Raw genomic sequence first — 24,389 nt, 5'->3', positions numbered from 1 at the left:
CGACGGCGACCCGCGCATCCTCGCGCTGGTGGCCGTGGTCATCGGCATCGTGCTGGCCGCGCTCATCCAGCAGCTGACGGGCTACTTCACCGAGACCACCCGGCGCCCGGTCCGCGACATCGGCAAGACGTCGCTGACCGGCCCCGCCACGGTGGTCCTCGCCGGTATCTCCATCGGCCTGGAGTCCGCCGTCTACACCGCGCTGCTCATCGGGCTCGGCGTGTACGGCGCGTTCCTGCTGGGCGGTACGTCGATCACCCTCGCGCTGTTCGCGGTGGCGCTGGCCGGTACGGGCCTGCTCACCACGGTCGGCGTCATCGTCGCGATGGACACCTTCGGTCCGGTCTCCGACAACGCGCAGGGCATCGCCGAGATGTCCGGCGACGTCGAGGGCGCGGGCGCCCAGGTCCTCACCGACCTGGACGCGGTGGGCAACACCACCAAGGCCATCACCAAGGGCATCGCCATCGCCACGGCGGTGCTCGCGGCGTCCGCGCTGTTCGGCTCGTACCAGGACGCGATCTACGACGCGGTCCGCGACGCGGGCACCACGGTGGACGCGCACCTCGGGCTGAACCTGGACATCGGCCAGCCGAACAACCTGGTCGGCCTGATGCTGGGCGCCGCGGTGGTGTTCCTCTTCTCCGGTCTCGCGATCAACGCGGTGTCCCGTTCGGCGGGCGCGGTGGTCTTCGAGGTGCGCCGGCAGTTCCGGGAGAAGCCCGGGATCATGGACTACACGGAGAAGCCGGAGTACGGCAAGGTCGTCGACATCTGTACCCAGGACGCCCTGCGCGAGCTGCGTACGCCCGGTCTGCTGGCCGTGATGGCCCCGATCGCCGTCGGCTTCAGCCTCGGCGTCGGTGCGCTGGCCTCGTTCCTGGCGGGCGCCATCGGCTGCGGCACGCTGATGGCCGTGTTCCTGGCGAACTCGGGCGGCGCCTGGGACAACGCCAAGAAGCTGGTCGAGGACGGCCACCACGGCGGCAAGGGCTCCGAGGCCCACGCCGCCACGGTGATCGGCGACACGGTCGGCGACCCGTTCAAGGACACGGCCGGGCCGGCGATCAACCCGCTGCTGAAGGTGATGAACCTGGTGGCGCTGCTGATCGCTCCCGCGGTCGTGCAGTTCTCCTACGGCGACGACGCCAGCGCGGGTGTCCGCGCCGGTATCGCCGGCCTGGCGATGGCCGTGATCATCGGCGCCGTGTACACGTCGAAGCGGCGCGGTATCGCGGTCGGCGACGAGGGCGAGGAGAGCGCGGAGGAGAACCCCGGGAAAGTGACCAAGCAGGCCGCGGACCCGGCGGTCGTCAACTCCTGACGGCCGGGGGACATCCCCTGACCGTCGGTGCGTGAGAGCGGGGCGGGGCCTTGTCGAGGCTCCGCCCCGTTCGCGTGTCCGGTGTCACCCGTGCGGACCCCGCCCGGTTCGTACAGACGGGCTTCCCACCGGCGTGCGAACAGCGAGATTCGTCCCCGGGGCGGGGTGGACGTGTATCTTCCGGGGCCGAGGAGCCATCGAAAGGACCCCCCGGTGATCAAGAAGATCAGCGCCGTGCTGATCGGCGCCACTGCCGTGGTGCTGGTCGCGAGCGGCTGCAGCAATGCGGACGGCGAGCGCGAGAAGAAGGTCGACGCCTGGGCCGCCGGCGTCTGCGACACGCTGCGCGAGCAGCTGAAGAACCGCGACGCGGCCACGATGGAGATGGCCAAGGCGACGGACGAGACCGAGCCGGCCAAGGCGAAGGCGGCGTACGTCGCGGCCTTCGACAAGTCCGCCAAGGCGTACGAGGCGATGGCCACGTCGTTCCGGGAGCTCGGTGTGCCGCCCGTCGACGACGGCAAGAACGTCCAGTCCAAGACCGTGGCGTACCTCACGGACAAGGCCGACGCGTACGCCGCGCTCAAGGCGTCCGCGGAGAAGCTGGAGATCAAGGACCAGGGCGATTACGCCAAGGGCCTCCAGGAACTCGCGGACCAGGTGCACAAGATCAGCCCCGAGGACGACGACCTGAAGGCGATGTCCGAGGGCGAGCTGGAGAAGGCGATGTCGGAGCAGGACGGCTGCCAGCGCACGGAGACGAAGCCCGACACGGAGGCGTAACCGCTGCGCGGTCCCGCCCGCCCGGGGCCCCGGGAGCCCCGGGCGGGGCCGTTCGCGCCGGGCTTGGTGGGCGGGCCCCGCGCCCGGCGCCCCGATCCCCCCTGCGCGGGAGCGCGTGGGGGAGGGGGCGGGCGCGTAGGGTGCTGGGGTGATCAGTCTTCCCACGGGCGAGGGCGCCGGCGCACTGCGTGCCGCCGCGCTGCGGGCCGGATTCACCGTCGACGGGCTGCTGGAGCTGCTGGGCGCGCCCGCGTACGCCGCGCTGGCGCGGGGGGAGATCGTGCCCGCCGAGCGGGCCACCCGGGGCGTGGCCGAGCCCGTCGCCCTGCTCACCCGGCTCTTCCTGCTGCAGCAGGCCGTGCCCGCCGACGCCGCGGCCGGCGTACTGCCCCTGGACGGCGGCTGGGTCCGTACGACCGAGGACGGGCGCGTCGAGGCGACCGTCGACGTGCGGCCGTACGCCGGGCCCGACGGTCAGGACTGGTACGTCGTCTCCGACCTGGGCTGCGCCGTCGGCGGCGCGGCCGGCGCCAAGGGCCGGCGCGAGGACCTCGTCCTCGGCGTCGGCGGGGCGTCCACCACACTCGCCGGCATCACCGTCCGCACACCCGTCGGCTCCGCGCTGGACCTGGGCACCGGTTCCGGGATCCAGGCGCTGCACGCCTCGGCCCACGCCGGACGGGTGACCGCCACGGACCTCAACCCCCGCGCGCTCGCCTTCACCCGGCTCACCCTCGCGCTCAGCGGCGCGGGCGAGGCGGACCTGCGGGAAGGGTCGCTGTACGAACCCGTGAAGGGCGAGACGTACGACCTGATCGTCTCCAATCCCCCGTTCGTCATCTCCCCCGGCCACCGCCTCACCTACCGGGACGGCGGAATGGACGGCGACCGGCTCTGCCGTGACCTGGTCGGCGGCGCCGCCGACCACCTCAACGACGGCGGCTACTGCCAGCTGCTCGCCAACTGGGAGCACCTGGACGGCCAGGACTGGCGCGAGCGCCTCGCCTCCTGGGTGCCGCGCGGCTGCGACGCGTGGATCGTGCAGCGCGAGGTGCAGGACCCCACCGAGTACGCCGAGTTGTGGCTGCGCGACGCGGGCGACCACCGCGACGTACCGGGGGAGTACGAGCGCCGTTACGACGAGTGGCTGGCCGAATTCGAGCGGCGCGGCGTGCGCGGCGTCGGGTTCGGCTGGATCACGGTCCGCAAGACGGGCGCCGCGGCCCCGTCCCTGACGGTCGAGGAGTGGCCGCACGCCGTCGAGCAGCCCCTCGGGCCCGCGGTGGACGCCCACTTCGCCCGCGCCGGGCGGCTGCGCGGCCTGACCGACGACTCGCTCCTCGCCGGTCACTACGTACTCGCCGACGAGGTCGTGCAGGAGCAGCTCGGGCGCCCCGGCGCGGAGGACCCGGAGTACGTCGTCCTGCGCAGCAACCGCGGTATGCGCCGGGCGACGCGGATGGACACCGTGGGCGCGGGCCTGGTCGGCGCCTGCGACGGCACGCTCAGCGCGGGCCGGATCCTCGACGCGATCGCTCAGCTGATCGGCGCGGACCCCGCGGGTCTGCGGGAGTCGTTCCCGCCCCGGCTGCGGGAGCTGGTCGCCGAGGGCTTCCTGGAGCCGGTATCCGCGGGCGGCGACGTCCGCGGTCCGGCGGCGATGCGGGCGGGGCACCGGCCGCAGGGGTGAAACGCGCGGGTTCGCACCTTGTTCGCGAGGCGGATCCAAATCGTGACCGGACAGGTATTGGCCCGATATGGACAAGGCGATAACTTCTCCCCCTGTTGCATGAGGCGTCCCTCCGCTCGGGGCGTCCGGGGAGGATAGAGACGACCATGAGCTGGTACCTCGCAGTACTGAAGAACTATGCGGGCTTCAGCGGCCGTGCGCGCCGCAAGGAATACTGGATGTTCGCGCTGTTCAACTTCCTAGCCGTCCTGGTTCTGGCTGCGGTCTTCGGGGGCCTCGCGGTCGCCTCGGAGACGCCGGCCCTGTTCGCTCTGATCGGCCTCTACGTGCTGGCCGTCTTCATCCCCGGCCTGGCCGTGACGGTGCGCCGGCTGCACGACGTCGGCAAGTCCGGTGGCTGGATCTTCATCCAGCTCATCCCGTTCGGCATCGGCGCCATCTGGATGCTGGTGCTCACCTGCACGGACAGCCAGCCCGGTCCGAACCAGTACGGCCCGAACCCCAAGTACCCGGACGCCGGCTACGGCCAGGGCGGCTACCCGCAGCAGCCCGGTTACGCGCAGCCCGGTTACCCGCAGCAGGGCGGCTACGCCCAGCCCGGTTACCCGCAGCAGCAGGCGTACGGCCAGCAGCCGGGCTACCCGCAGCAGCAGCCCGGCTACCCCCAGCAGGGCGGCTACCCGCAGCAGGGCGGCTACGGCCAGGGCCAGAACCCGTACGGCGGCTGAGCGTTTTTCGGCCACAGGGGCCGTTCCGCATCCGTGCGGGACGGCCTCCCGCGTTTCCGGACTGTGACGATGGGCATAGCGCGGGGGCCGGCGGCGGCCTCCCGGCCCCCGGCCACCTGCCCCGCGACCTGCGGCGACATTGCCCGGTTTCCCCCCTGTGCGGCGGGAATGGCAAGACTCGGGTTACCGTTCGAGTGACGCCCGGGGCTTTTGCCGCTTGACACGGGGGCGGTATGTACCGTCACACTCCGCAGCAATGCACCGGACGCGAGAGCAGATGCCAGTACCGAACTGAGCCTGACCGGAGAAGAGAGCGAAGAAGTTGTCCTCGACCAGCCAGACCCGCCGACTCGTCATCGTCGAGTCGCCCGCCAAGGCGAAGACGATCAAGGGCTATCTCGGCCCCGGCTACGAGGTCGAGTCGAGCGTCGGACACATCCGTGATCTCCCCAACGGCGCGGCCGAGGTCCCGGCGAAGTACAAGGGCGAGCCCTGGGCTCGGCTCGGCGTGAACGTGGACGCGGACTTCCAGCCGCTCTACGTCGTCAATGCCGATAAGAAGCAGCAGGTCAGCAAGCTCAAGCAGCTGCTCGCGGACTCCGACGAGCTCTTCCTCGCGACCGATGAGGACCGCGAGGGCGAGGCCATCGCCTGGCATCTCCTCGAGGTGCTCAAGCCCAAGGTGCCCGTCCACCGGATGGTCTTCCACGAGATCACCAAGGACGCCATCCAGCAGGCGGTGAACAACCCCCGCACGCTGAACCAGAAGCTGGTCGACGCCCAGGAGACCCGCCGTATCCTCGACCGGCTCTACGGCTACGAGGTCTCCCCCGTGCTGTGGAAGAAGGTCATGCCGCGGCTGTCCGCCGGCCGCGTGCAGTCCGTCGCGACCCGGCTGGTCGTGGAGCGGGAGCGGGAGCGGATCGCGTTCCGTTCGGCGGAGTACTGGGACCTCACCGGCACCTTCTCCACCGGCCGCGCGGGTGACGCCTCCGACCCGTCGTCCTTCGCCGCCCGGCTGAACACGGTCGACGGCAAGCGCGTCGCGCAGGGCCGCGACTTCGGCGCCGACGGCCGGCTGAAGTCCGACACGCTGCACCTGGACGAGGCGAACGCCCGGGCCCTCGCGGCCGCGCTGGAGCAGACGTCCTTCGCGGTGCGCGGTGTCGAGTCCAAGCCGTACCGCCGCTCCCCGTACGCCCCGTTCCGTACGACCACCCTCCAGCAGGAGGCGTCGCGCAAGCTCGGGTTCGGTGCGAAGGCGACCATGCAGGTGGCGCAGAAGCTGTACGAGAACGGCTTCATCACCTATATGCGTACGGACTCCACCACCCTCTCCGAGACGGCGATCGCCGCCGCCCGGGCCCAGGTCACCCAGCTGTACGGCGCCGACTACCTGCCGGACAAGCCGCGGACCTACGCCTCCAAGGTCAAGAACGCCCAGGAGGCGCACGAGGCGATCCGCCCCTCCGGCGACCGCTTCCGCACCCCGGCGGAGACGGGCCTGACCGGCGACCAGTTCCGGCTGTACGAGCTGATCTGGAAGCGCACCGTCGCCTCCCAGATGAAGGACGCCGCGGGCCAGTCCGTGACGGTCCGCGTCGGCGGCCGGGCCGCCGACGGCCGGGACTGCGAGTTCACGGCCTCCGGCAAGATCATCACGTTCCACGGCTTCATGAAGGCGTACGTCGAGGGCGCCGACGACCCGAACGCCGAGCTGGACTCCGCCGAGCGCCGGCTGCCGCAGGTGGCCGAGGGCGATGCCCTCACCGCCACCGAGATGACGGTGGACGGCCACGCCACCAAGCCGCCGGCCCGCTACACCGAGGCCACGCTGGTCAAGGAGCTGGAGGAGCGGGAGATCGGCCGCCCCTCGACGTACGCCTCGATCATCGGCACCATCCTGGACCGCGGCTACGTCTTCAAGAAGGGCACGGCGCTCGTCCCGTCGTTCCTCTCCTTCGCCGTCATCCGGCTGCTGGAGCAGCACTTCGGGCGGCTCGTCGACTACTCCTTCACCGCCAAGATGGAGGACGACCTCGACCGCATCGCGCGTGGTGAGGCGCAGGCCGTGCCGTGGCTGCGGCGGTTCTACTTCGGTGAGGACGGCGTGGAGACGCCGGCCGAGGTGCGGGACGGCGCGGACCACCTCGCGGGGCTCAAGGAGCTCGTGACCGACCTGAGCGCCATCGACGCCCGCGAGGTCTCCTCCTTCCCCGTCGGCGGCGGCGTCGTGCTGCGGGTCGGCAAGTTCGGGCCGTACGTCGAGCGCCCCTCGGAGGTCGAGGGCGAGCCCGGGAAGCGGGCGGACGTGCCGGACGACCTGGCACCCGACGAGCTGACGCAGGAGTACGCCGAGGAGCTGCTGGCGAAGCCCAGCGGCGACTTCGAGCTGGGCACGGACCCGCAGTCGGGCCACGCGATCGTCGCGAAGGACGGCCGCTACGGCCCGTACGTCACCGAGGTCCTCCCCGAGGGCACCCCGAAGACCGGCAAGAACGCGGTGAAGCCGCGTACGGCCTCGCTCTTCAAGTCGATGTCCGTCGACACGGTCACGCTCGACGACGCCCTGCTCCTGATGTCGCTGCCGCGCGTCGTCGGCACGGACGCCGAGGGCGTGGAGATCACCGCGCAGAACGGCCGCTACGGGCCGTATCTGAAGAAGGGCACCGACTCGCGTTCGCTCACGTCCGAGGACCAGATCTTCACGATCACCCTCGACGAGGCGCTCGCGATCTACGCCCAGCCCAAGCAGCGCGGCCGGGCGGCCGCGAAGCCGCCGCTGAAGGAGCTGGGTGTGGACCCGGTCTCCGAGAAGCCGGTGGTCGTGAAGGACGGCCGCTTCGGCCCGTACGTCACGGACGGCGAGACGAACGCCACCCTGCGGCGGGACGACGACGTCGAGACGATCACGCCGGAGCGCGGCTACGAGCTCCTCGCGGAGAAGCGCGCGAAGGGCCCGGCGAAGAAGACCGCCAAGAAGGCGCCGGCGAAGAAGACGGCCGCGAAGAAGACGACGGCCAAGAAGACCGCCGCCAAGAAGACGGCCACCGCGAAGACGGCTGCCGCGAAGAAGACGACGGCGAAGAAGACGGCCACCGCGAAGACGTCGGCGGCGGCGAAGACGGCCGCCAAGCGCACCGCGACGGTCGAGGTGGACGAGGACTGACGGCCGGCGGGACGACCCGGCGGAGGACTGAGAGCCGCCGGTCGTCCCCCCGGGGGTCCGGACGGCGAAGCGCGTAAGCCCGGAGTAATCCGCACATACGTGCAGCCGTTCGGACCGGGCGTCCGCCGCCCGATACCCTTGACCCCATGAATCGCGCCGAGCAGACCCCCGTCGTGACCGACACCACGGACGGCCTCGCCGCAGACTCACGCGAGCGCGCCGTGAAGGCCCTCCTGCGCTATCCGCCGTTGCGCCGACTCTGGGGCGCCCAGCTGATCGACGGCATCGGCGACGCCCTGGCGCTCCTGGTGCTGACGCTGCTCACGGTGCAGGCGGCCGCGGTCCAGAACGCGTTCGGCGGCGACTACCGCGGCATCGCGCTCGCCGTCACGGCCGTCTTCGCCGTACGGATCCTCGCGACGCTCCTCTTCGGCGCCGTGCTGCTCGGTCCGCTGACGCAGCTGACCAGTGCGAGCGGCCCGCTCGACAAGCGCTGGACGATGATCGTCGCCGACTTCGTCCGCGTCGGCCTGCTGCTCGTCGCCCCGCTGTGGATCGACTGGACGCCGGACCGGGCGCTGACCTGGCTGCTGATCACCGTCTTCGTGGCGGGTGTGACCGAGCGCTTCTGGACGGTCGCCAAGGACGGCGCGGCCCCCGCGCTGCTGCCCGCCGCGCCCGTGGAAGGGGCGGCGATAAGGCCGCTGCCCGACCACCAGGACGCCCTGCGGCGCCTGTCGCTGCGCACCGCCTACCTCGCGCTGCCGGCCGCGGCGGCGGGGCTCCTCGGCATCACCCTGATCAGCAATCTGCTCGGCTCGGGGATCGCGTGGTTCGACGAGCACCAGGCGGCGCTCGGCTCGTATCTCGCGGCCGGTCTCTTCGCCGCCTCGATCACCGTCCTGTACTTCGTGGAGTTGCCGGACGGCTCGCAGCGTCCCCGCTCGCCGCTGGAGGGCCTGCGCCGCCCGAAGACGGCGGAGGGCGAGCTGGAGCGCGGTCGTACGGGCGCCGTGCCCGTGCTGGTGCTGACGGGCGCCGCCATCGCCGGCGCCGTCGCGGCGGCCGTCTCGCTCGCCGTACTGCAGGCGTTCGACCTCGGCGGGGGGCCGGTGACGTTCGCGCTGCTGGTGCTGGCGTTCACCGGCGGGCCCGCGCTCGGTATCCGCTCCGCGTCGCGGCTGCTGCCCGCGCTCTCGCGGCGGCGGCTGCTGGGCCTCGCCACCGCCGTGTGCGGGCTGGCGCTGCTGGCGACCGGTCTGATCGGCGACACCGCGACCGCGCTGGCCGTCGCGCTGCTGGCCGGTTACACGGCCGGGGTGGCCGCGGCGACCGTCCACACGCTGCTGGAGCAGGAGACGGAGGACGCGCGCCGCCCCCGCCTTGTCGCCCATCTGCACGCCGTCGTCCGGCTGGCCATCGCGCTGGCCGCCCTCGCGGGCCCGCTGCTGGCCGCCGTGATCGGCGAGCACCGGGTGGTGCGCGGCGACTTCGTCTTCGACCACGGCGGCTCCGCCTACGCGTACCTCCTCGTCGGCGCGCTGCTGCTGCCCGTCGCGGCGCTCGTCCTCGCCAAGACGGACGACCGGCAGGGCGTGCCGCTGCGGCGCGATCTGTGGAACGCGGTGCGGCGCGGCGCGGAGCCGGTGGAGGCGCCCTCGGCGACCGGGTTCTTCATCGCCGTCGAGGGCGGCGACGGGGCGGGCAAGTCCACGCAGGTGGAGGCGCTCGCCGAGTGGATCCGCGGCAAGGGGCACGACGTCGTCGTCACCCGCGAGCCGGGCGCCACCTCGATCGGCCAGCGGCTGCGGTCGATACTGCTCGACGTGTCGTCGGCCGGTATCTCGCACCGCGCGGAGGCCCTGCTGTACGCGGCGGACCGGGCGGAGCACGTCGACTCCGTCGTACGGCCGGCGCTGGAGCGGGGCGCGGTCGTCATCACCGACCGGTACATCGACTCCTCCGTCGCGTACCAGGGCGCGGGGCGCGATCTGTCCCCGACGGAGATCGCCCGTATCTCGCGCTGGGCGACGGACGGGCTCGTACCGCATCTGACCGTCCTGCTGGACATCGCGCCGGAGGCCGCCCGCGAGCGCTTCACGGAGGCGCCGGACCGGCTGGAGTCGGAGCCGGCGGAGTTCCACGCGCGCGTGCGCAGCGGCTTCCTCACCCTCGCCGCCGCGAACCCGGCGCGCTACCTCGTCGTCAACGCCGCGCAGGAGCCGGAGGCGGTCGCCACCGTCGTACGCCACCGGCTCGACCAGATGCTGCCGCTCTCCGAGGCCGAGGTCCGCGCCCAGGAGGAGGCCCGCCGCAAGGCGGAGGAGGAAGCCCGGCTGCGCGCCGAGGCGGAGGCCGCCCGCAAGGCGGAGGAGGAGCGCCTGGAGCGCGAGCGCCAGGAGCAGCTCGCCCGGCTGCGCGCCGAGGAGGAGGAGCGCCAGCGGCGCGAGATCGAGGAGGCCAAGCGGCTCGAGGCCGAACGCGAGGCGGAGTTCGCGCGCCTGCGCGCGGAGGAGGCCCGGCAGCAGGCCGAGGAGGAGCGCACGCGCCGCGAGGCGGAGGAGGCCGCGTACCAGGCGGAGCAGGAGCGTCTGCGGCGGCTGGCCGCGGAGCAGGCGCGGCTGCGCGCGGAGGCGGAGGAGAAGCGCCTCGAGAAGCAGCGGCGGGCGGAGGAGGCGCTGCTGCGCGCGGAGGAGGCGCGGCTGGCGTCGGAGAGCGAGGACGCGACGCGGCCGCTCCCGGTCCAGCCCGCGGAGCCTCCGGCCGGCCGGGCCGATCCGGACGCGGTGGTGACGCAGGAGATCCCGCAGGCGCCGGATCCCGACGCGCAGGAGACGGCGGAGCTGGACCGGCCGCGGGCGGCTCGGGAGGCGGATGAGACGGCCGTCATGCCGCCGGTCGTCGACCGGGGGGCGGATGAGACGGCGGTCATCCCGCCGGTTGTCGACCGGGGTGTGGATGAGACGGCGGTCATGCCGCGGGTCGGCGATCCGGACGCGCAGGAGACGCAGCGTATGCCGCAGCCTCCGAGCGCGGAGGAGCGTCCCGAGGACCGTGTGCCGGAGAGCTACTTCCGGTCGGGTGAGTCTGGTGGGTCCGGTGGGTCCGGTGGGTCCGGTGCCTCCGGTACGGGCTCGACGCGTTCGGGCCGCCCGCGGCCGGACTGGGCGGAGGAGACGCCGCTGGACGACCTCCCCTCCCTGGCGGACGAACTCCTGGGCCGGCAGCCGGACGACGAGGAAGGCCGCGGCCACCGCTGACCGCTGCGGCGGGCGCGGCCTCGCGCGCGGCCTCAGGGTGGCCCGGCGCCGCCCCGCGCCTTCGGCGCGGGGATTGCCCCCACCCACACACCACCCGTGACTGTCCGCCGGGGTCACCGCCGGCGCCTACGGGGGAGGGGCGGATGGTGGGCGACGCGCGCGGGGGCGCGAGCGCGGACGCGCGATGGCGAGGGGTGAGGCCGAGAGCCGCCGCCCCGGCCTGCCGGGCGCCGGAGGAAGAGAACCACAACGCCTCACACCGATGCCAGGCACAGGGAAGGGCCCAGCCCCAGCCCGTCCGGCCCGCGATCGCCCACAGCGAGGACGAGGCCCGCAACGCCAACAGCGCGATCACAGGCAGAACGACCCAAGCCCGCCCGGCGCTTGAAGACGAGGCGCGGCGCCGATACGTCGATCACCAGACGCCGGGGTGGAGGGCTCAACCCCAGCCGGTCCGGCGTTTGAGGACTCCGGCCGAAGGCCGGATGTGCGTCAGCCGGCGTAACGCGACGTGAAGCCCGTCCGGCGTTTGAGGACTCCGGCCGAAGGCCGGATGTGCGTCAGCCGGCGTAACGCGACGCGAAGCCCGTCCGGCGTTTGAGGACGAGGCGCGCAGCGCCGACCGTGCGGTCACGAGGCATTGGGGTGGTGGGGGCGATCCCAGCCGGTCCGGCGTTTGAGGACTCCGGCTGGAGGCCGGATGTGCGTCAGCTGGCGTAACGCGACGCGAAGCCCGTCCGGCGTTTGAGGACGAGGCGCGCAGCGCCGATGCGCCGGTGACCGGGTGTCAGGGCGGAGGGCCTGAGACCAGCCCGTCCGGCGTTTGAGGACGGGCGCCGTCCAGGCGCGACGCGGCCGCAGGCCGCAGCGGGGGACCGGGGGCGGAGCCCCCGCAGCGGGGCCGGGGCGGGCGGGGTGTCAGTGCGATGCCGCACAATGGAGCGCGGTCACAAGAGGGAGGCAATCGTGGCGGTCTGGGACGACCTGGTGGGCCAGGAGCGGGTCAGCGCTCAGCTGACTGCCGCCGCCCGCGCCGCCGCGGCACTCGTCGACGGCACCCCCGCCGAAGGCGGGACCGCGTCGTCCATGACGCACGCCTGGCTCTTCACCGGCCCCCCGGGCGCGGGCAGGGCAACCGCCGCCAGGGCGTTCGCGGCGGCACTGCAGTGCGTGAGCCCGGACCGCACCCTGGGCGCCGCCCCCGGCTGCGGCTTCTGCGAGGGCTGCCACACCGCCCTCGTGGGGACGCACGCGGACGTCGAGGTCGTAGCGACCGACCTGCTGACGATCGGCGTGAAGGAGACCCGCGAGCTGGTCCGCCGCGCGAACCTCTCCCCCGCCGGCGGCCGCTGGCAGGTGATCGTGCTCGAGGACGCCGACCGCCTCACGGAGGGCGCCGCCAACGTCCTGCTGAAGGCCGTCGAGGAGCCCGCCCCCCGCACCGTGTGGCTGCTGTGCGCCCCCTCCCTGGAGGACGTGCTGCCGACGATCCGCAGCCGCTGCCGCACCCTCACCCTCCGCACCCCGCCGGTCGAGGCTGTGGCGGACCTCCTGGTCCGCCGCGACGGCATCGAGCCGCAGACCGCGGCCGGCGCCGCCCGCGCCGCGTCCGGCCACATCGACCGGGCCCGCCGCCTGGCGACCGACGAGCGGGCGCGCGGCCACCGCCAGGCCGTGCTGCGGGTGCCGCTGCGCGTCGAGGACATCGGCGGCTGTCTGCGTTCCGCCCAGGAGCTCGTGGACACGGCGACGGAGGCGGCGAAGCAGCGCGCGGAGGAGACGGACGCCCAGGAGACGGAGGACATGCGCACCGCGCTGGGCGCGGCCCCGGGCGGCGCGGGCCGGATGCCGCGCGGCACGGCGGGCGCGATGAAGGACCTCGCGGACCGGCAGAAGCGCCGCGCGACGCGTACCCAGCGCGACAGCCTCGACCTGGCCCTGCACGACCTCACGGGCTTCTACCGCGACGTGCTGGCGCTCCAGCTCGGCTCCCCGGCCCAGCTGGCCAACGAGGACGTACGGGACGACCTGGACCGGGTGGCCCGCGCGTCGGCCCCCGAGGCCACCCTCCGCCGGATCGAGGCGATCCTGGCCTGCCGGGACGCCCTGGAGCGCAACGTCGCCCCGCTCCTGGCGATGGAAGCGATGACCCTGGCGCTGCGAGCCGGGTGAGCGGGGCGCCGCGCACCCCGTCGAACGGACGCGCCGCCGTCACCCGTACGGGCAGCTCGCCCACCAGGAGGTTGCACGGCCCTGCGGTTACGCTCGGCGCATGCGCATGCGCCCGCTCACCGCGGCATCGGCCGCCGCCCTGCTCTCCACGGCCCTGCTGCTGACGTCCTGCTCCGGTTCGGACTCCGCCGACTCACCCGACCGGGCCCGGGACGGCGGCTCGAGCGGCAGGGTGGTGCGCACCCTCGCCCCCCTGCCCGCGGCCGTCCCCGCGGACCTCGCGTCGTACTACGGGCAGAAGCCCGCCTGGAAGCCCTGCGCGGACGCCCCCGGCTTCGACTGCGCCACGCTCCGCGTCCCGCTGGACTACGCGCAGCCGCGCACCGGGCGCGACGTGAAGCTCGCGGTGTCGCGCATCAAGGCGACGGGCAAGCGCCAGGGCTCGCTGCAGGTGAACCCGGGCGGCCCGGGTGCCTCGGCGATCGAGTTCCTGCACGGCTGGGCGGGCATCGGCTACCCGGCCGAGGTGCGCGCCGCGTACGACATCGTGGCGATGGACCCGCGCGGCGTGGGCGGCAGCCAGCCCGTGCGCTGTCTGACGGACACCGAGATGGAGGCGCACACCCAGGTCGACCAGACGCCGGACGACAAGGCGGAGGTGGAGCGGCTGACGGCGGCCTTCGACAAGTTCGCGGCGGGCTGCAAGAAGCGGACCGGCGCCCTCCTGGGCCACGTCTCCACGACCGAGGCGGCGCGCGACATGGACGTCGTCCGCGCCGTGCTGGGCGACGAGAAGCTGACGTACGTCGGCGCCTCGTACGGCACGCTGCTGGGCGCGACGTACGCGGGCCTGTTCCCGTCCCGCGCGGGCCGGCTGGTGCTGGACGGGGCGATGGACCCGTCGCTCTCCTCCCTCAAGCTGAACCTCGACCAGAACGCGGGCTTCACGGTGGCGTTCAACGCCTTCGCCGAGGACTGCGTCAAGCGCGCGGACTGCCCGCTGGGCACGAAGTCCCCGCAGGACGCGGGCCGGCGGCTGCGCGCGCTGCTGGACTCGCTGGACGCGCGGCCGCTGCGTACCGACGACCCGAAGCGGGAGCTGAGCGAGCCGCTGGCCACGATGGGCGTGCTGCAGGCGATGTACCTGGAGGACTTCTGGCCGATGCTGCGGGACGCGCTGGACGAGGTCCAGAAGGACAAGAACGGCACGGGGCTGCTGGACCTCTCGGACCAGTACTACGAGCGCCATCCGGACGGCAGCTACGGCAACATGATGTACGCGTTCGCCGCGGTGAACTGCCTCGACCAGCCCGCGCCCTTCCGCAAGCCGCGGGACGTGCAGAAGTACGTCCCGCGCTTCGAGCGGACGTCCCCGGTCTTCGGCCGCGACTTCGCCTGGGCGGCGCTGAACTGCGGCGACTGGCCGGTGACCCCCACCGGCAACGCCAACCGGATCGAGGCGAAGGGCGCCGGCCCCATCCTGGTCGTGGGCACGACGAGGGACCCGGCGACCCCGTACCCCTGGGCCCGTGCGCTGGCGGCGCAGCTCTCCTCGGGCGTGCTGCTGACGTACGAGGGCGACGGCCACACGGCGTACGTCCGGGGCAGCGCATGCGTGGACACCGCGGTGAACCGCTACCTCCTGACGGGCGAGCCCCCGAAGGACGGCACCCGCTGCCAGTGACCCGGGGAGTGTGATCCAGACCCCTGGACGGCGGTTCGGATCACCCCCGGAAACCCTGTAGACTTACCGACGCTGCGGCCGCCACACTGGCGTACGCCGCACGCCGCCTTAGCTCAGTCGGCCAGAGCGACGCACTCGTAATGCGTAGGTCAAGGGTTCGATTCCCTTAGGCGGCTCCAGATTGAAGGGCCAGGTCGTAGCTTTCGACCTGGCCCTTTGTCGTCTTCTTGATCGCTACGTGGTGTGAATCAGACGACGGCGATGGCGTCGATCTCGACGAGGAACCCGGGGCCCAGGCCGGCGACGACGTGGACCGTGATGGCCGGGGGCGGGTCGGCCCGGTTCCACACCTTCTGGAACGCGGCCACACCCTCGTCGAACGTGTGGCCGTCCACCACGGCGATGGTCCAGTGCACGATGTTCGCCAGGCTCGCCCCCTCGCTCTCCAGGATGGTCGCGAGGTTGCGGAACGCCTGGCCGGCCTGCTCCCCGACTGTGGGGCCGACGACCTTGCCGTCGGCGTCGACGCCGTTCTGCCCGCCGATGTAGATCGTCTTCGCCGGCTGTTCGACCACGACGGCCTGGCTGAAGGCCGGACTGCGGTGGAGTCCTTCGGGGTTGATGTGCCGTGTGCTCATGTGCTGCCTCCGCTGACGATGACACCGGTAATAGCGGTGTCGTATGTGACACCGGTTATAGTGGGTTCATGCGAGTGAGCGCAACTGGACGGGTGCTGCACGACCCGAAGGGAGGGTCGTTCCGGTTCGACGCCGGTGCTGTCTGCCTGGACTTCGCCCACGCGGGCGGCGAGGGCCGATATGCGGTGTTCGAGATCCTCCATGAGCCTGCCGACCTGGGCGAATGGCTGGCCCAACCGCCGCTGGACGCGGTCATGACGGTCCCCGTAACGGCCCGTGAACTGGCAGCGGCCAAGGCCCTGCGCCAGGCGATCTGGGACGCGGCGCACGCCCGGGCGGCGCGTCGCCCGCTGCCCGCCGAGGCGGTAGCCACCATCAACCGGGCCGCGGCCGAGGCGCCGTTGGTTCCCGAGTTGGCCACCGCCGGCACGGCCGCGGGGTGGGCGACGCCGGTGCGGGCGACGCAGGCGCTGTCGACCCTGGCGCGGGAGATGATCGAGCTGCTGTCCGGGCCGCTCTCCGAACGCATCCGCGAATGCGCGAGCGACAACTGCCCGCTGGTGTTCGTCGATTCCTCCCGCCCCGGCGCCCGGCGCTGGTGCGCGATGGAGCGGTGCGGCAACCGCCACAAGCTTCGCGCTCTCCGCGCCCGGCGGGCCACGGACCCTGAGGCGTGAGCGGGGGACGGGGCGCGCATTGAGCGCCGGGCGGCCGATCTGCCGATCGGCCGCCCGGGGTGTGGGTTACTTGCTGAGCAGTTCCCTGAGCGCGATGTTGAGTTCGAGGACGTTCACCGTGGGCTCGCCCATGAAGCCCAGGAGGCGGCCGTCGGTGTGGGCGTCGACCAGCTTCTGCACCTGCTCCACGCTGAGGTGGTTGCGCGCGGCCACGCGGTGCACCTGCAGTTCCGCGTACTGCGGGGAGATGTCCGGGTCCAGGCCCGAGCCGGAGGAGGTGACGGCGTCGGGCGGCACGTCCGAGGGCTTGACCGTGTAGTCGGCGGTGGAGTTGTCCTTGACCACGGTGGCCTTGGCGTCCTTGACCCACTGGATGAGTTCTTCGTTGTCGGCGGAGCGGTTGGTCGCGCCGGAGAGGATCAGTGCGTACTGGGTGTTGACGCTGTTGGTGCCGAGGCCGTTGGAGGGCCGGGGCTGGAACCACTTCAGGTTCGGCGTGGGGGTCTCCTCGCCGTCCTTGAGTGGCAGGTTGTAGGTCTGGCCGATGAGGGAGGAGCCGACGGTCTTGCCGGTGTGGTCCTTGATTTCGGAGCCGTTGGCCTTGTCGTGGAATGCGGCCTGGGCGATCCCCGTGACCAGCAGCGGGTAGAGCACGCCGGTGACCACGGACAGTACGAGCAGGGCGCGCAGGCCGGCCATCAGGAGCCGGGTCGTGTTCGCTACGGAGGTGTTCATGAGGGTCAGCCGATCCCGGGGATGGTGGAGATGAGGAGGTCGATGAGCTTGATGCCGATGAACGGGGCGATCAGGCCGCCGAGTCCGTAGATCCCGAGGTTGCGGCGGAGCATCTTGTCGGCGCTGGTGGGCTTGTAGCGCACGCCCTTCAGGGCGAGCGGGACGAGGGCGATGATGATCAGCGCGTTGAAGACGACCGCGGAGAGGATTGCGGACTCCGGGCTGTCGAGCTTCATGATGTTGAGCTTGTCCAGGCCCGGGTAGACCACGGCGAACATGGCCGGGATGATCGCGAAGTACTTGGCGACGTCGTTGGCGATGGAGAAGGTGGTCAGGGCGCCGCGGGTGATGAGCAGTTGCTTGCCGATCTCGACGATCTCGATCAGTTTGGTGGGGTTGGAGTCCAGGTCCACCATGTTCCCGGCTTCTTTGGCGGCCGAGGTGCCGGTGTTCATGGCCACGCCGACGTCGGCCTGGGCCAGGGCGGGGGCGTCGTTGGTGCCGTCGCCGGTCATCGCGACGAGCTTGCCGCCGGCCTGTTCCCGCTTGATGAGGGCCATCTTGTCCTCGGGGGTGGCCTCGGCGAGGTAGTCGTCGACGCCGGCCTCGGCCGCGATGGCCTTCGCGGTGAGCGGGTTGTCGCCGGTGATCATGACGGTTTTGATGCCCATGCGGCGCAGTTCCTCGAACCGCTCGCGCATGCCGTCCTTGACCACGTCCTTGAGGTGGATGACGCCCAGCACCCGGGCGCCCTGCCCGTCCTTGACCGCGACCAGCAGCGGGGTGCCGCCGGCCTGGGAGATCCGGTCGGTCAGGGACCGCGCGTCCTCGGCCACGTCGCCGCCGTGCTCCTCGACCCAGGCGATGACCGAACCGCTCGCGCCCTTGCGGACCGAGCGGCCGTCGAGGTCGACGCCGGACATCCGGGTCTGCGCGGTGAACGGCACCCAGTCGGCGCCGGACAGCTCGCCCTGGTGGCGTTCGCGCAGCCCGTACTTCGACTTGGCGAGGACGGCGATGGAGCGGCCTTCGGGTGTCTCGTCGGCGAGCGAGGACAGTTGGGCGGCGTCTGCCAGTTCGGCGGCGGTGGTGCCGCGTACCGGTAGGAAGGCGTCGGCCTGGCGGTTGCCGAGGGTGATGGTGCCGGTCTTGTCCAGCAGCAGGGTCGAGACGTCGCCGGCGGCTTCGACGGCGCGGCCGGACATGGCCAGGACGTTGCGTTGGACGAGGCGGTCCATGCCGGCGATGCCGATGGCGGAGAGCAGCGCGCCGATGGTGGTGGGGATCAGGCAGACCAGCAGCGCGGTCAGCACGATCATCGACTGCTTCCCGCCGGCGTAGATCGCGAAGGGTTGCAGGGTGACGACGGCGAGGAGGAAGACGATGGTGAGCGAGGCGAGCAGGATGTTCAGCGCGATCTCGTTCGGGGTCTTCTGTCGGGAGGCGCCCTCGACCAGGTTGATCATGCGGTCGATGAACGTCTCGCCGGGCTTCGTCGTGATCTTGATGACGATGCGGTCGGAGAGGACCTTCGTACCGCCGGTGACGGCCGAGCGGTCGCCGCCCGACTCGCGGATGACCGGGGCCGATTCACCGGTGATGGCTGATTCGTCGACCGACGCGACGCCCTCGACGACGTCGCCGTCGCCGGGGATGATGTCGCCGGCCTCGCAGACCACCAGGTCACCGATCTTCAGGTCGGTGCCCGGCACCCGTTCCTCGCGGCCCTGGACGAGCCGGCGGGCGACGGTGTCGGTCTTGGCCCTGCGCAGGGTGTCGGCCTGCGCCTTGCCGCGGCCCTCGGCGACGGCCTCCGCCAGGTTGGCGAAGACCACCGTCAGCCACAGCCAGGCGGCGATCGCCCAGCCGAACCAGTCGGTCGGGTCCTTCAGCGCGAAGAGCGTGGTCAGCACGGACCCGATCAGCACCACGAACATCACGGGCGACTTGACCATGACCCGCGGGTCGAGCTTGCGCAGCGCGTCCGGCAGGGACCTGAGCAGCTGGCCGGGGTCGAAGAGCCCGCCGCCGACGCGGCCGGAGTCCGGCTTGTGGCCGGTGGGTACGTCGCTGTGCGGGGCGCGGGTCGGGGTGGCAGTGGACATGGAGCCGTGCTCCTCAGGCTTCTTTATCTCGGTGGTCATTTACGCCAGTCCCTCGGCCAGCGGGCCCAGGGCCAGGGCGGGGAAGTAGGTCAGACCGGTGATGATGAGGATGGCGCCGACGAGGAGGCCGGTGAACAGCGGCTTCTCGGTGCGCAGGGTGCCCGCGGTGGCCGGGACGGGCTTCTGCTCGGCGAGCGAGCCGGCCAGTGCGAGGACGAACACCATCGGCAGGAAGCGGCCGAGCAGCATCGCGATGCCGATGGTGGTGTTGAACCACTGGGTGTCGGCGTTCAGCCCGGCGAACGCCGAGCCGTTGTTGTTGGCGCCGGAGGTGTAGGCGTACAGGATCTCGGAGAAGCCGTGGGCGCCGGAGTTGGTCATCGAGTTCGCCGGGGTGTCCAGGGCCATCGCCGCGGCGGTGAAGCCGAGGACCAGCGCCGGGGTGACGAGGATGTAGCAGGCGGCGAACTTGATCTCCCGCGTGCCGATCTTCTTGCCCAGGTACTCCGGGGTCCGGCCGACCATCAGCCCCGCGATGAACACCGCGATGACCGCCATGATCAGCATGCCGTACAGGCCGGAACCCACCCCACCGGGCGCGATCTCGCCCAGCATCATGCCCAGCAGGTTGATCCCGCCGCCGAAGGCGGTGTTGGAGGAGTGGAAGGAGTTGACCGCGCCGGTCGAGGTGAGTGTGGTGGAGACGGAGAAGAGCGCCGAGGCGCCGATCCCGAAGCGGGTCTCCTTGCCCTCCATCGCGCCGCCCGCGATCTCGAACGCCGGGCCGCCGTGGTGGTACTCCGTCCACATCATCAGGGCGACGAAGCCCAGCCAGATCGTCGCCATCGTGGCGAGGATCGCGTAACCCTGCCGCACGCTGCCGACCATCCGGCCGAAGGTGCGCGTGAGCGCGAAGGGGATGAGCAGGATCAGGAAGACCTCGAAGAGGTTGGAGAAGGCGCCCGGGTTTTCGAAGGGGTGGGCGGAGTTGGCGTTGAAGTAGCCGCCGCCGTTGGTGCCGAGTTCCTTGATGACCTCCTGGGAGGCGACCGCGCCGCCGTTCCACTCCTGGCTGCCGCCCGTGAACTGGCCGACCTCGTGGATGCCGGCGAAGTTCTGGATGGCGCCGCAGGCGACCAGGATCACCGCGCCGGCCACGGACAGGGGCAGCAGGATGCGGATGGTGCCGCGGACCAGGTCGGCCCAGAAGTTGCCCAGCTCACCCGTGCGGGACCGGGCGAACCCGCGTACCAGCGCCACCGCGACGGCGATGCCGACCGCGGCCGAGACGAAGTTCTGCACCGCCAGACCGCCGGTCTGTACGACGTGGCCCATGGCCTGCTCGCCGTAGTACGACTGCCAGTTGGTGTTCGCCACGAACGAGGCGGCGGTGTTGAACGCCTGGTCCGGGTCGATCGAGGAGAAGCCGAGCGAGCCGGGCAGGCCGCCCTGCACCCGCTGCAGCAGATAGAGGAAGAGGACGCCGACCGCGGAGAAGGCGAGCACGCCGCGCAGGTACGCGGTCCAGCGCATCTCGGTGTCGGGGTTCGCGCCGATGGAGCGGTAGATCCACTTCTCGACCCGCAGATGCCTGGTCGAGCTGTAGACCTTGGCCATGTAGTCGCCGAGCGGGCGGTACGCGAGGGCCAGGGCGCCGATCAGCGCCACGAGCTGGAGTATCCCAGCGAGGACGGGACTCATGGCGGGCGTCAGAACCTCTCCGGGTACACGAGGGCGAGGATCAGGTAGCCCAGGAGGGCGACGGCCACGACCAGGCCGACGATGTTCTCGGCGGTCACAGCTTGGTCACTCCCTTGGCGATGAAGGCCACCAGCGCGAAGACCGCGATCGTGGTGACGACGAAGGCCAGGTCGGCCATCGGTGCTCCTAGATGAGGTTCCGGTTGATCGGTCCTCACGAGGAAACCGCGTCCGGAGGCCGCCGAGTCCGTCGTTGACGTGGCTCATACGGGGGGCGGCGGTTCTTTGACGCATCTCTGACGGGGGGGCGCCGTTCACGTCGTACGGCCTCTGCGCTCGGGCGTCAGGGAAGTGTCAAAGCTCTCCCCGGGACCCACTGCCCGCCCCTTTTGTCCGGTGTGGTGGCCGTACCCTCGACGCTGCGCAGGTATCCGGACGAGACGGACAACGAACGCATGGATGGCGAAGCGAAACGCGGCAAGCTGCGGATATATCTCGGTTCCGCGCCGGGGGTCGGCAAGACGTACGCGATGCTCTCCGAGGGGCATCGGCGCCTGGAGCGCGGTACGGACGTCGTCGTGGGCTTCGTCGAGCACCACGGGCGCCCGCGCACCGAGGTGATGCTGCACGGGCTGGAGCAGATACGGCGGCAGGAACTCGGGTACCGCGGCCGGACCTTCACCGAGATGGACCTCGACGCCGTACTGGCCCGCCGCCCCACGGTCGCCCTCGTGGACGAGCTGGCGCACACCAACGTGCCCGGCTCGCGGAACGAGAAGCGCTGGCAGGACGTCGAGGAGCTGCTGGCCGCGGGCATCGACGTGATCTCCACCGTCAACATCCAGCACCTGGAGTCCCTCGGCGACGTGGTGGAGAACATCACCGGGGTACGCCAGCGCGAGACCGTCCCGGACGAGGTGGTGCGCCGGGCCGGCCAGGTGGAGCTGGTCGACATGTCCCCGCAGGCGCTGCGCCGCCGGATGGCGCACGGCAACATCTACGCCCCGGACCGGATCGACGCCGCCCTGTCCAACTACTTCCGCCCCGGCAACCTCACCGCGCTGCGCGAGCTGGCGCTGCTGTGGGTCGCCGACCGGGTCGACGAGTACCTGCGCGAGTACCGCAGCGAGCACGGCATCCGCACCACCTGGCAGGCCCGCGAACGCATCGTCGTCGGACTGACCGGCGGCCCCGAGGGCCGTACCCTGATCCGCCGCGCCGCCCGGCTCGCCACCAAGGGCGCGGGCGGGGAGATCATGGCCGTGTACATCTCCCGCAGCGACGGGCTCACGTCCGCCTCGCCGAAGGAGCTGGCCGTCCAGCGCACCCTGGTCGAGGACCTGGGCGGCACCTTCCACCACGTCATCGGCGACGACGTCCCGCACGCCCTGCTGGAGTTCGCCCGCGGGGTCAACGCCACGCAGATAGTCCTCGGCTCCAGCCGCCGCAAGCCGTGGCAGTACGTGTTCGGGCCGGGCGTCGGCGCCACGGTGGCCCGGGACTCCGGCCCCGATCTCGACGTACACATCGTCACCCACGACGAGGTGGCCAAGGGCCGCGGACTGCCCGTCGCCCGGGGCGCCAGGCTCGGCCGCGGCCGGCAGGCGGCCGGCTGGCTGACGGGGCTCGGCGGTCCCGTCCTGCTCACCGCGCTGCTGACCGCCGCCGGCAGCGGCTTCGGCTTCGCCAACACCGTGCTGCTGTTCCTCTTCGTCACCGTGCTGGCCGCCCTGCTCGGCGGCATGCTGCCGGCGCTGACCTCGGCGGCCGTGGGCTCACTGCTGCTGAACTACTACTTCATCGAGCCCGTCCACACCCTCACCATCTCCGACCCGCAGAACATCGTCGCCATCGCGATCTTCTTCGCGGTGGCCGCCTCCGTGGCCTCGGTGGTCAACCTCGCCGCCCGCCGTACCCAGCAGGCCGCCCGGCTGCGCGCCGAGTCCGAGGTGCTGTCCCTGCTGGCCGGCAGCGTGCTGCGCGGGGAGACCTCCCTCGAGGCGCTGCTGCAGCGGGTCCGGGAGACCTTCGCGATGCAGTCCGTGGCGCTGCTGGAGCGGACCGGCGAGACGGAGCCGTGGACCTGCGCGGGCAGCGCCGGCACCGGCTCGGTCCCCGGCTGCCCGGAGAACGCCGACGTCGACATGCCGGTCGGCGAGCACATGGCCCTGGCGCTGACCGGCCGCAAGCTCCCCGCCGAGGACCGCCGCGTCCTCGCGGCGTTCGCCGCCCAGGCCGCCACCGTGCTGGAGCGCCAGCGCCTGGTCGGCCAGGCCGAGCGGGCCGAGGCGCTGGCCGAGGGCAACCGCATCCGCACCGCGCTGCTCGCCGCGGTCAGCCACGATCTGCGCACCCCGCTCGCCGCCATCAAGGCGTCCGTCACCTCGCTGCGCTCGGACGACGTGGAGTGGTCCCCCGAGGACCGGACGGAGCTGCTGGCCGGTATCGACGAGGGCGCCGACCGGCTCGACCATCTGGTCGGCAACCTCCTGGACATGTCCCGGGTGCAGACCGGCACCGTCACCCCGCTGCTGCGCGAGGTCGATCTGGACGAGGTGGTGCCCATGGCGCTCGCCGGGGTGTCCGAGCGCGGCGTGGAGCTGGACATCCCCGAGACCCTGCCGATGATCAGCGTCGACCCGGGGCTGCTGGAGCGGTCCGTGGCGAACGTGGTGGAGAACGCGGTGAAGTACAGCCCGCCGGACCGCCCGGTGGTCGTCAAGGCGAGCGCCCTGGGAGACCGGGTGGAGCTGCGCGTCATCGACCGCGGCCCCGGCGTCCCCGACGCCGCCAAGGACACGATCTTCGAACCCTTCCAGCGGTACGGCGACGCCCCGCGCGGTGCCGGCGTGGGCCTCGGCCTCGCCGTGGCCCGGGGCTTCGCCGAGGCGATCGGCGGCAGCCTGACGGCCGAGGACACCCCCGGCGGCGGGCTGACCATGGTCCTCACCCTCAAGGCGGTGGCCGAGCCTGCGGTCACGGCCGGGGTCACCGCTTGACCGTGAAGGAGAACTCCCCTGTCAGCTTCCCCCGCAGGCGGTCCGCCGAGACGATCCGGCCCTCGTCCAGCATGGTTTCGACGCGGGTCCGGGTCAGGCCCAGACCCTCGGCGATCAGGCGTACGGGGCGGACCGGGATCCGTGCCGTGTTGCGGACGGTGACCTCCACCGCTTCGTCCCGCGAGGCGTCCCGGGCCGCGGGGTCCGCGTCCAGGCGCCAGGCCCCCGTCCAGTCCAGGGCGATGTTGTTCCGGTGCCGCAGGGCCGGGTCGAGGAGGAGCTCGGCGGTGAGGGCGAGGTCGTTGTCGTGCAGGCGCGTCAGCAGGTCCGGGGGGATGCGGCGCACCGACGTGCGCTCCATCACCGTGAACTTGACGGTCTCCCCGCACTCCGCGCAGAGGGCGAGCAGCCAGACGTCCAGCAGCTTGTGGTTGGCGTTGACACGGAACCGTCCGCTCGGCCGGTAGCGCCCGGAGGGGCAGGTGTAGCAGCGGCGGATGACGGCAGGCAGGGAGGAGGGCACGACGGCCCAGGTGGATGACACAGAGATGCACCAGTTCCGGTGAGATGACCGCAGCGAGAAGGGGCGCGTCGCGGCAGCGCGACGCGCGACGGATCAGCCGCGCCGCAGCAGTGCGGTACGCGACGGATCAGCGCTCGGGGTGTCTCACACGGTGTACAACGGCACGTCCTTCTCCGGGTGACAGGTGCGGCTGCACGCTAAC

Annotated in this window: 16 protein-coding genes, 1 tRNA gene and 1 pseudogene; 11 read left to right on the top strand and 7 right to left on the bottom strand. The window is 72.0% G+C overall.

All coding sequences use genetic code 11. From position 1 onward, the window contains the following. The 9 genes and pseudogenes from AB0M28_RS26480 to AB0M28_RS26440 all read left to right on the top strand — a co-directional run. The coding region (locus AB0M28_RS26480; protein WP_365409896.1) for a sodium/proton-translocating pyrophosphatase at positions 1 to 1,324 on the top strand (1,324 nt) is incomplete at its 5' end. Between the two features lie 213 nt (positions 1,325 to 1,537). Continuing rightward, positions 1,538 to 2,107, top strand: a complete 570-nt coding sequence (locus AB0M28_RS26475; RefSeq protein ID WP_365409893.1) for a small secreted protein — start codon at positions 1,538 to 1,540, stop codon at positions 2,105 to 2,107. A gap of 148 nt (positions 2,108 to 2,255) precedes the next feature. Further along, on the top strand, positions 2,256 to 3,797 hold the full coding sequence (locus AB0M28_RS26470) for a methyltransferase (RefSeq protein WP_365409891.1): 1,542 nt from the start codon (positions 2,256 to 2,258) through the stop codon (positions 3,795 to 3,797). 146 nt (positions 3,798 to 3,943) lie between these two features. Further along, positions 3,944 to 4,303: pseudogene (locus AB0M28_RS26465) on the top strand (DUF805 domain-containing protein); the annotation flags it as partial. Between the two features lie 544 nt (positions 4,304 to 4,847). Continuing rightward, entirely contained in the window at positions 4,848 to 7,694 is a 2,847-nt protein-coding gene (topA, locus tag AB0M28_RS26460; protein ID WP_365409888.1) for a type I DNA topoisomerase, read from the top strand. 146 nt (positions 7,695 to 7,840) lie between these two features. After that, complete coding sequence (tmk, locus tag AB0M28_RS26455; protein ID WP_365409885.1) at positions 7,841 to 10,954, top strand: dTMP kinase; 3,114 nt, start codon at positions 7,841 to 7,843, stop codon at positions 10,952 to 10,954. A 966-nt stretch (positions 10,955 to 11,920) separates the two neighbouring features. Next, complete coding sequence (locus tag AB0M28_RS26450) at positions 11,921 to 13,126, top strand: DNA polymerase III subunit delta' (protein ID WP_365409882.1); 1,206 nt, start codon at positions 11,921 to 11,923, stop codon at positions 13,124 to 13,126. 106 nt (positions 13,127 to 13,232) lie between these two features. Next, on the top strand, positions 13,233 to 14,810 hold the full coding sequence (locus AB0M28_RS26445; RefSeq protein WP_365409905.1) for an alpha/beta hydrolase: 1,578 nt from the start codon (positions 13,233 to 13,235) through the stop codon (positions 14,808 to 14,810). Between the two features lie 102 nt (positions 14,811 to 14,912). Further along, a tRNA-Thr gene (locus AB0M28_RS26440) sits at positions 14,913 to 14,989 on the top strand. 69 nt (positions 14,990 to 15,058) lie between these two features. Here the strand turns inward: AB0M28_RS26440 and AB0M28_RS26435 are convergent. Then, the gene (locus AB0M28_RS26435; RefSeq protein ID WP_365409879.1) at positions 15,059 to 15,448 is read right to left on the bottom strand and encodes a RidA family protein; all 390 of its coding nucleotides are present in this window, start codon (positions 15,446 to 15,448) and stop codon (positions 15,059 to 15,061) included. Positions 15,449 to 15,516: 68 nt separating this feature from the next. Between AB0M28_RS26435 and AB0M28_RS26430 the strand changes: the two genes are divergently transcribed. Further along, a complete protein-coding gene (locus AB0M28_RS26430; protein ID WP_365409876.1) occupies positions 15,517 to 16,125 on the top strand; it encodes a CGNR zinc finger domain-containing protein in 609 nt (202 codons plus the stop codon). Positions 16,126 to 16,191: 66 nt separating this feature from the next. On the opposite strand, the gene AB0M28_RS26425 is transcribed toward AB0M28_RS26430, so the two are convergent. The 5 genes from AB0M28_RS26425 to AB0M28_RS26405 are packed head-to-tail and all read right to left on the bottom strand — an operon-like array spanning position 16,192 to position 20,883. Further along, positions 16,192 to 16,860 carry a potassium-transporting ATPase subunit C gene (locus AB0M28_RS26425; RefSeq protein WP_365409873.1) on the bottom strand — a complete coding sequence of 223 codons (669 nt, stop codon included), beginning with the start codon at positions 16,858 to 16,860 and terminating at the stop codon, positions 16,192 to 16,194. A 5-nt stretch (positions 16,861 to 16,865) separates the two neighbouring features. Then, the gene (kdpB, locus tag AB0M28_RS26420) at positions 16,866 to 19,004 is read right to left on the bottom strand and encodes a potassium-transporting ATPase subunit KdpB (RefSeq protein ID WP_365409870.1); all 2,139 of its coding nucleotides are present in this window, start codon (positions 19,002 to 19,004) and stop codon (positions 16,866 to 16,868) included. Then, positions 19,005 to 20,666 (bottom strand): potassium-transporting ATPase subunit KdpA, encoded by a 1,662-nt coding sequence (gene kdpA, locus AB0M28_RS26415; RefSeq protein ID WP_365409867.1) that lies wholly within the window; start codon positions 20,664 to 20,666, stop codon positions 19,005 to 19,007. An 8-nt stretch (positions 20,667 to 20,674) separates the two neighbouring features. Beyond that, a complete protein-coding gene (gene kdpF / locus AB0M28_RS26410; protein ID WP_365409864.1) occupies positions 20,675 to 20,764 on the bottom strand; it encodes a K(+)-transporting ATPase subunit F in 90 nt (29 codons plus the stop codon). Then, positions 20,761 to 20,883: a hypothetical protein gene (locus tag AB0M28_RS26405; RefSeq protein WP_365409861.1), complete on the bottom strand. Its 123-nt coding sequence runs from the start codon at positions 20,881 to 20,883 to the stop codon at positions 20,761 to 20,763. Before AB0M28_RS26405 ends, kdpF begins: the two co-directional genes overlap by 4 nt. Before the next feature lie 237 nt (positions 20,884 to 21,120). Here AB0M28_RS26405 and AB0M28_RS26400 point away from each other — a divergent pair, with 237 nt between their 5' ends. After that, positions 21,121 to 23,664 (top strand): sensor histidine kinase KdpD, encoded by a 2,544-nt coding sequence (locus AB0M28_RS26400; RefSeq protein WP_365409858.1) that lies wholly within the window; start codon positions 21,121 to 21,123, stop codon positions 23,662 to 23,664. Here the strand turns inward: AB0M28_RS26400 and AB0M28_RS26395 are convergent. Then, complete coding sequence (locus tag AB0M28_RS26395; protein WP_365409855.1) at positions 23,654 to 24,208, bottom strand: DUF1062 domain-containing protein; 555 nt, start codon at positions 24,206 to 24,208, stop codon at positions 23,654 to 23,656. The two genes, AB0M28_RS26400 and AB0M28_RS26395, sit on opposite strands and share 11 nt — an antisense overlap. Positions 24,209 to 24,389 lie beyond the last annotated feature (181 nt).

Origin of the sequence: Streptomyces sp. NPDC051940 (assembly GCF_040680895.1) — a bacterium.
Taxonomy (GTDB): domain Bacteria; phylum Actinomycetota; class Actinomycetes; order Streptomycetales; family Streptomycetaceae; genus Streptomyces.
Note: the sequence above shows the minus strand (reverse complement) of the source record. Positions and strands in the feature narration are given on the sequence as shown.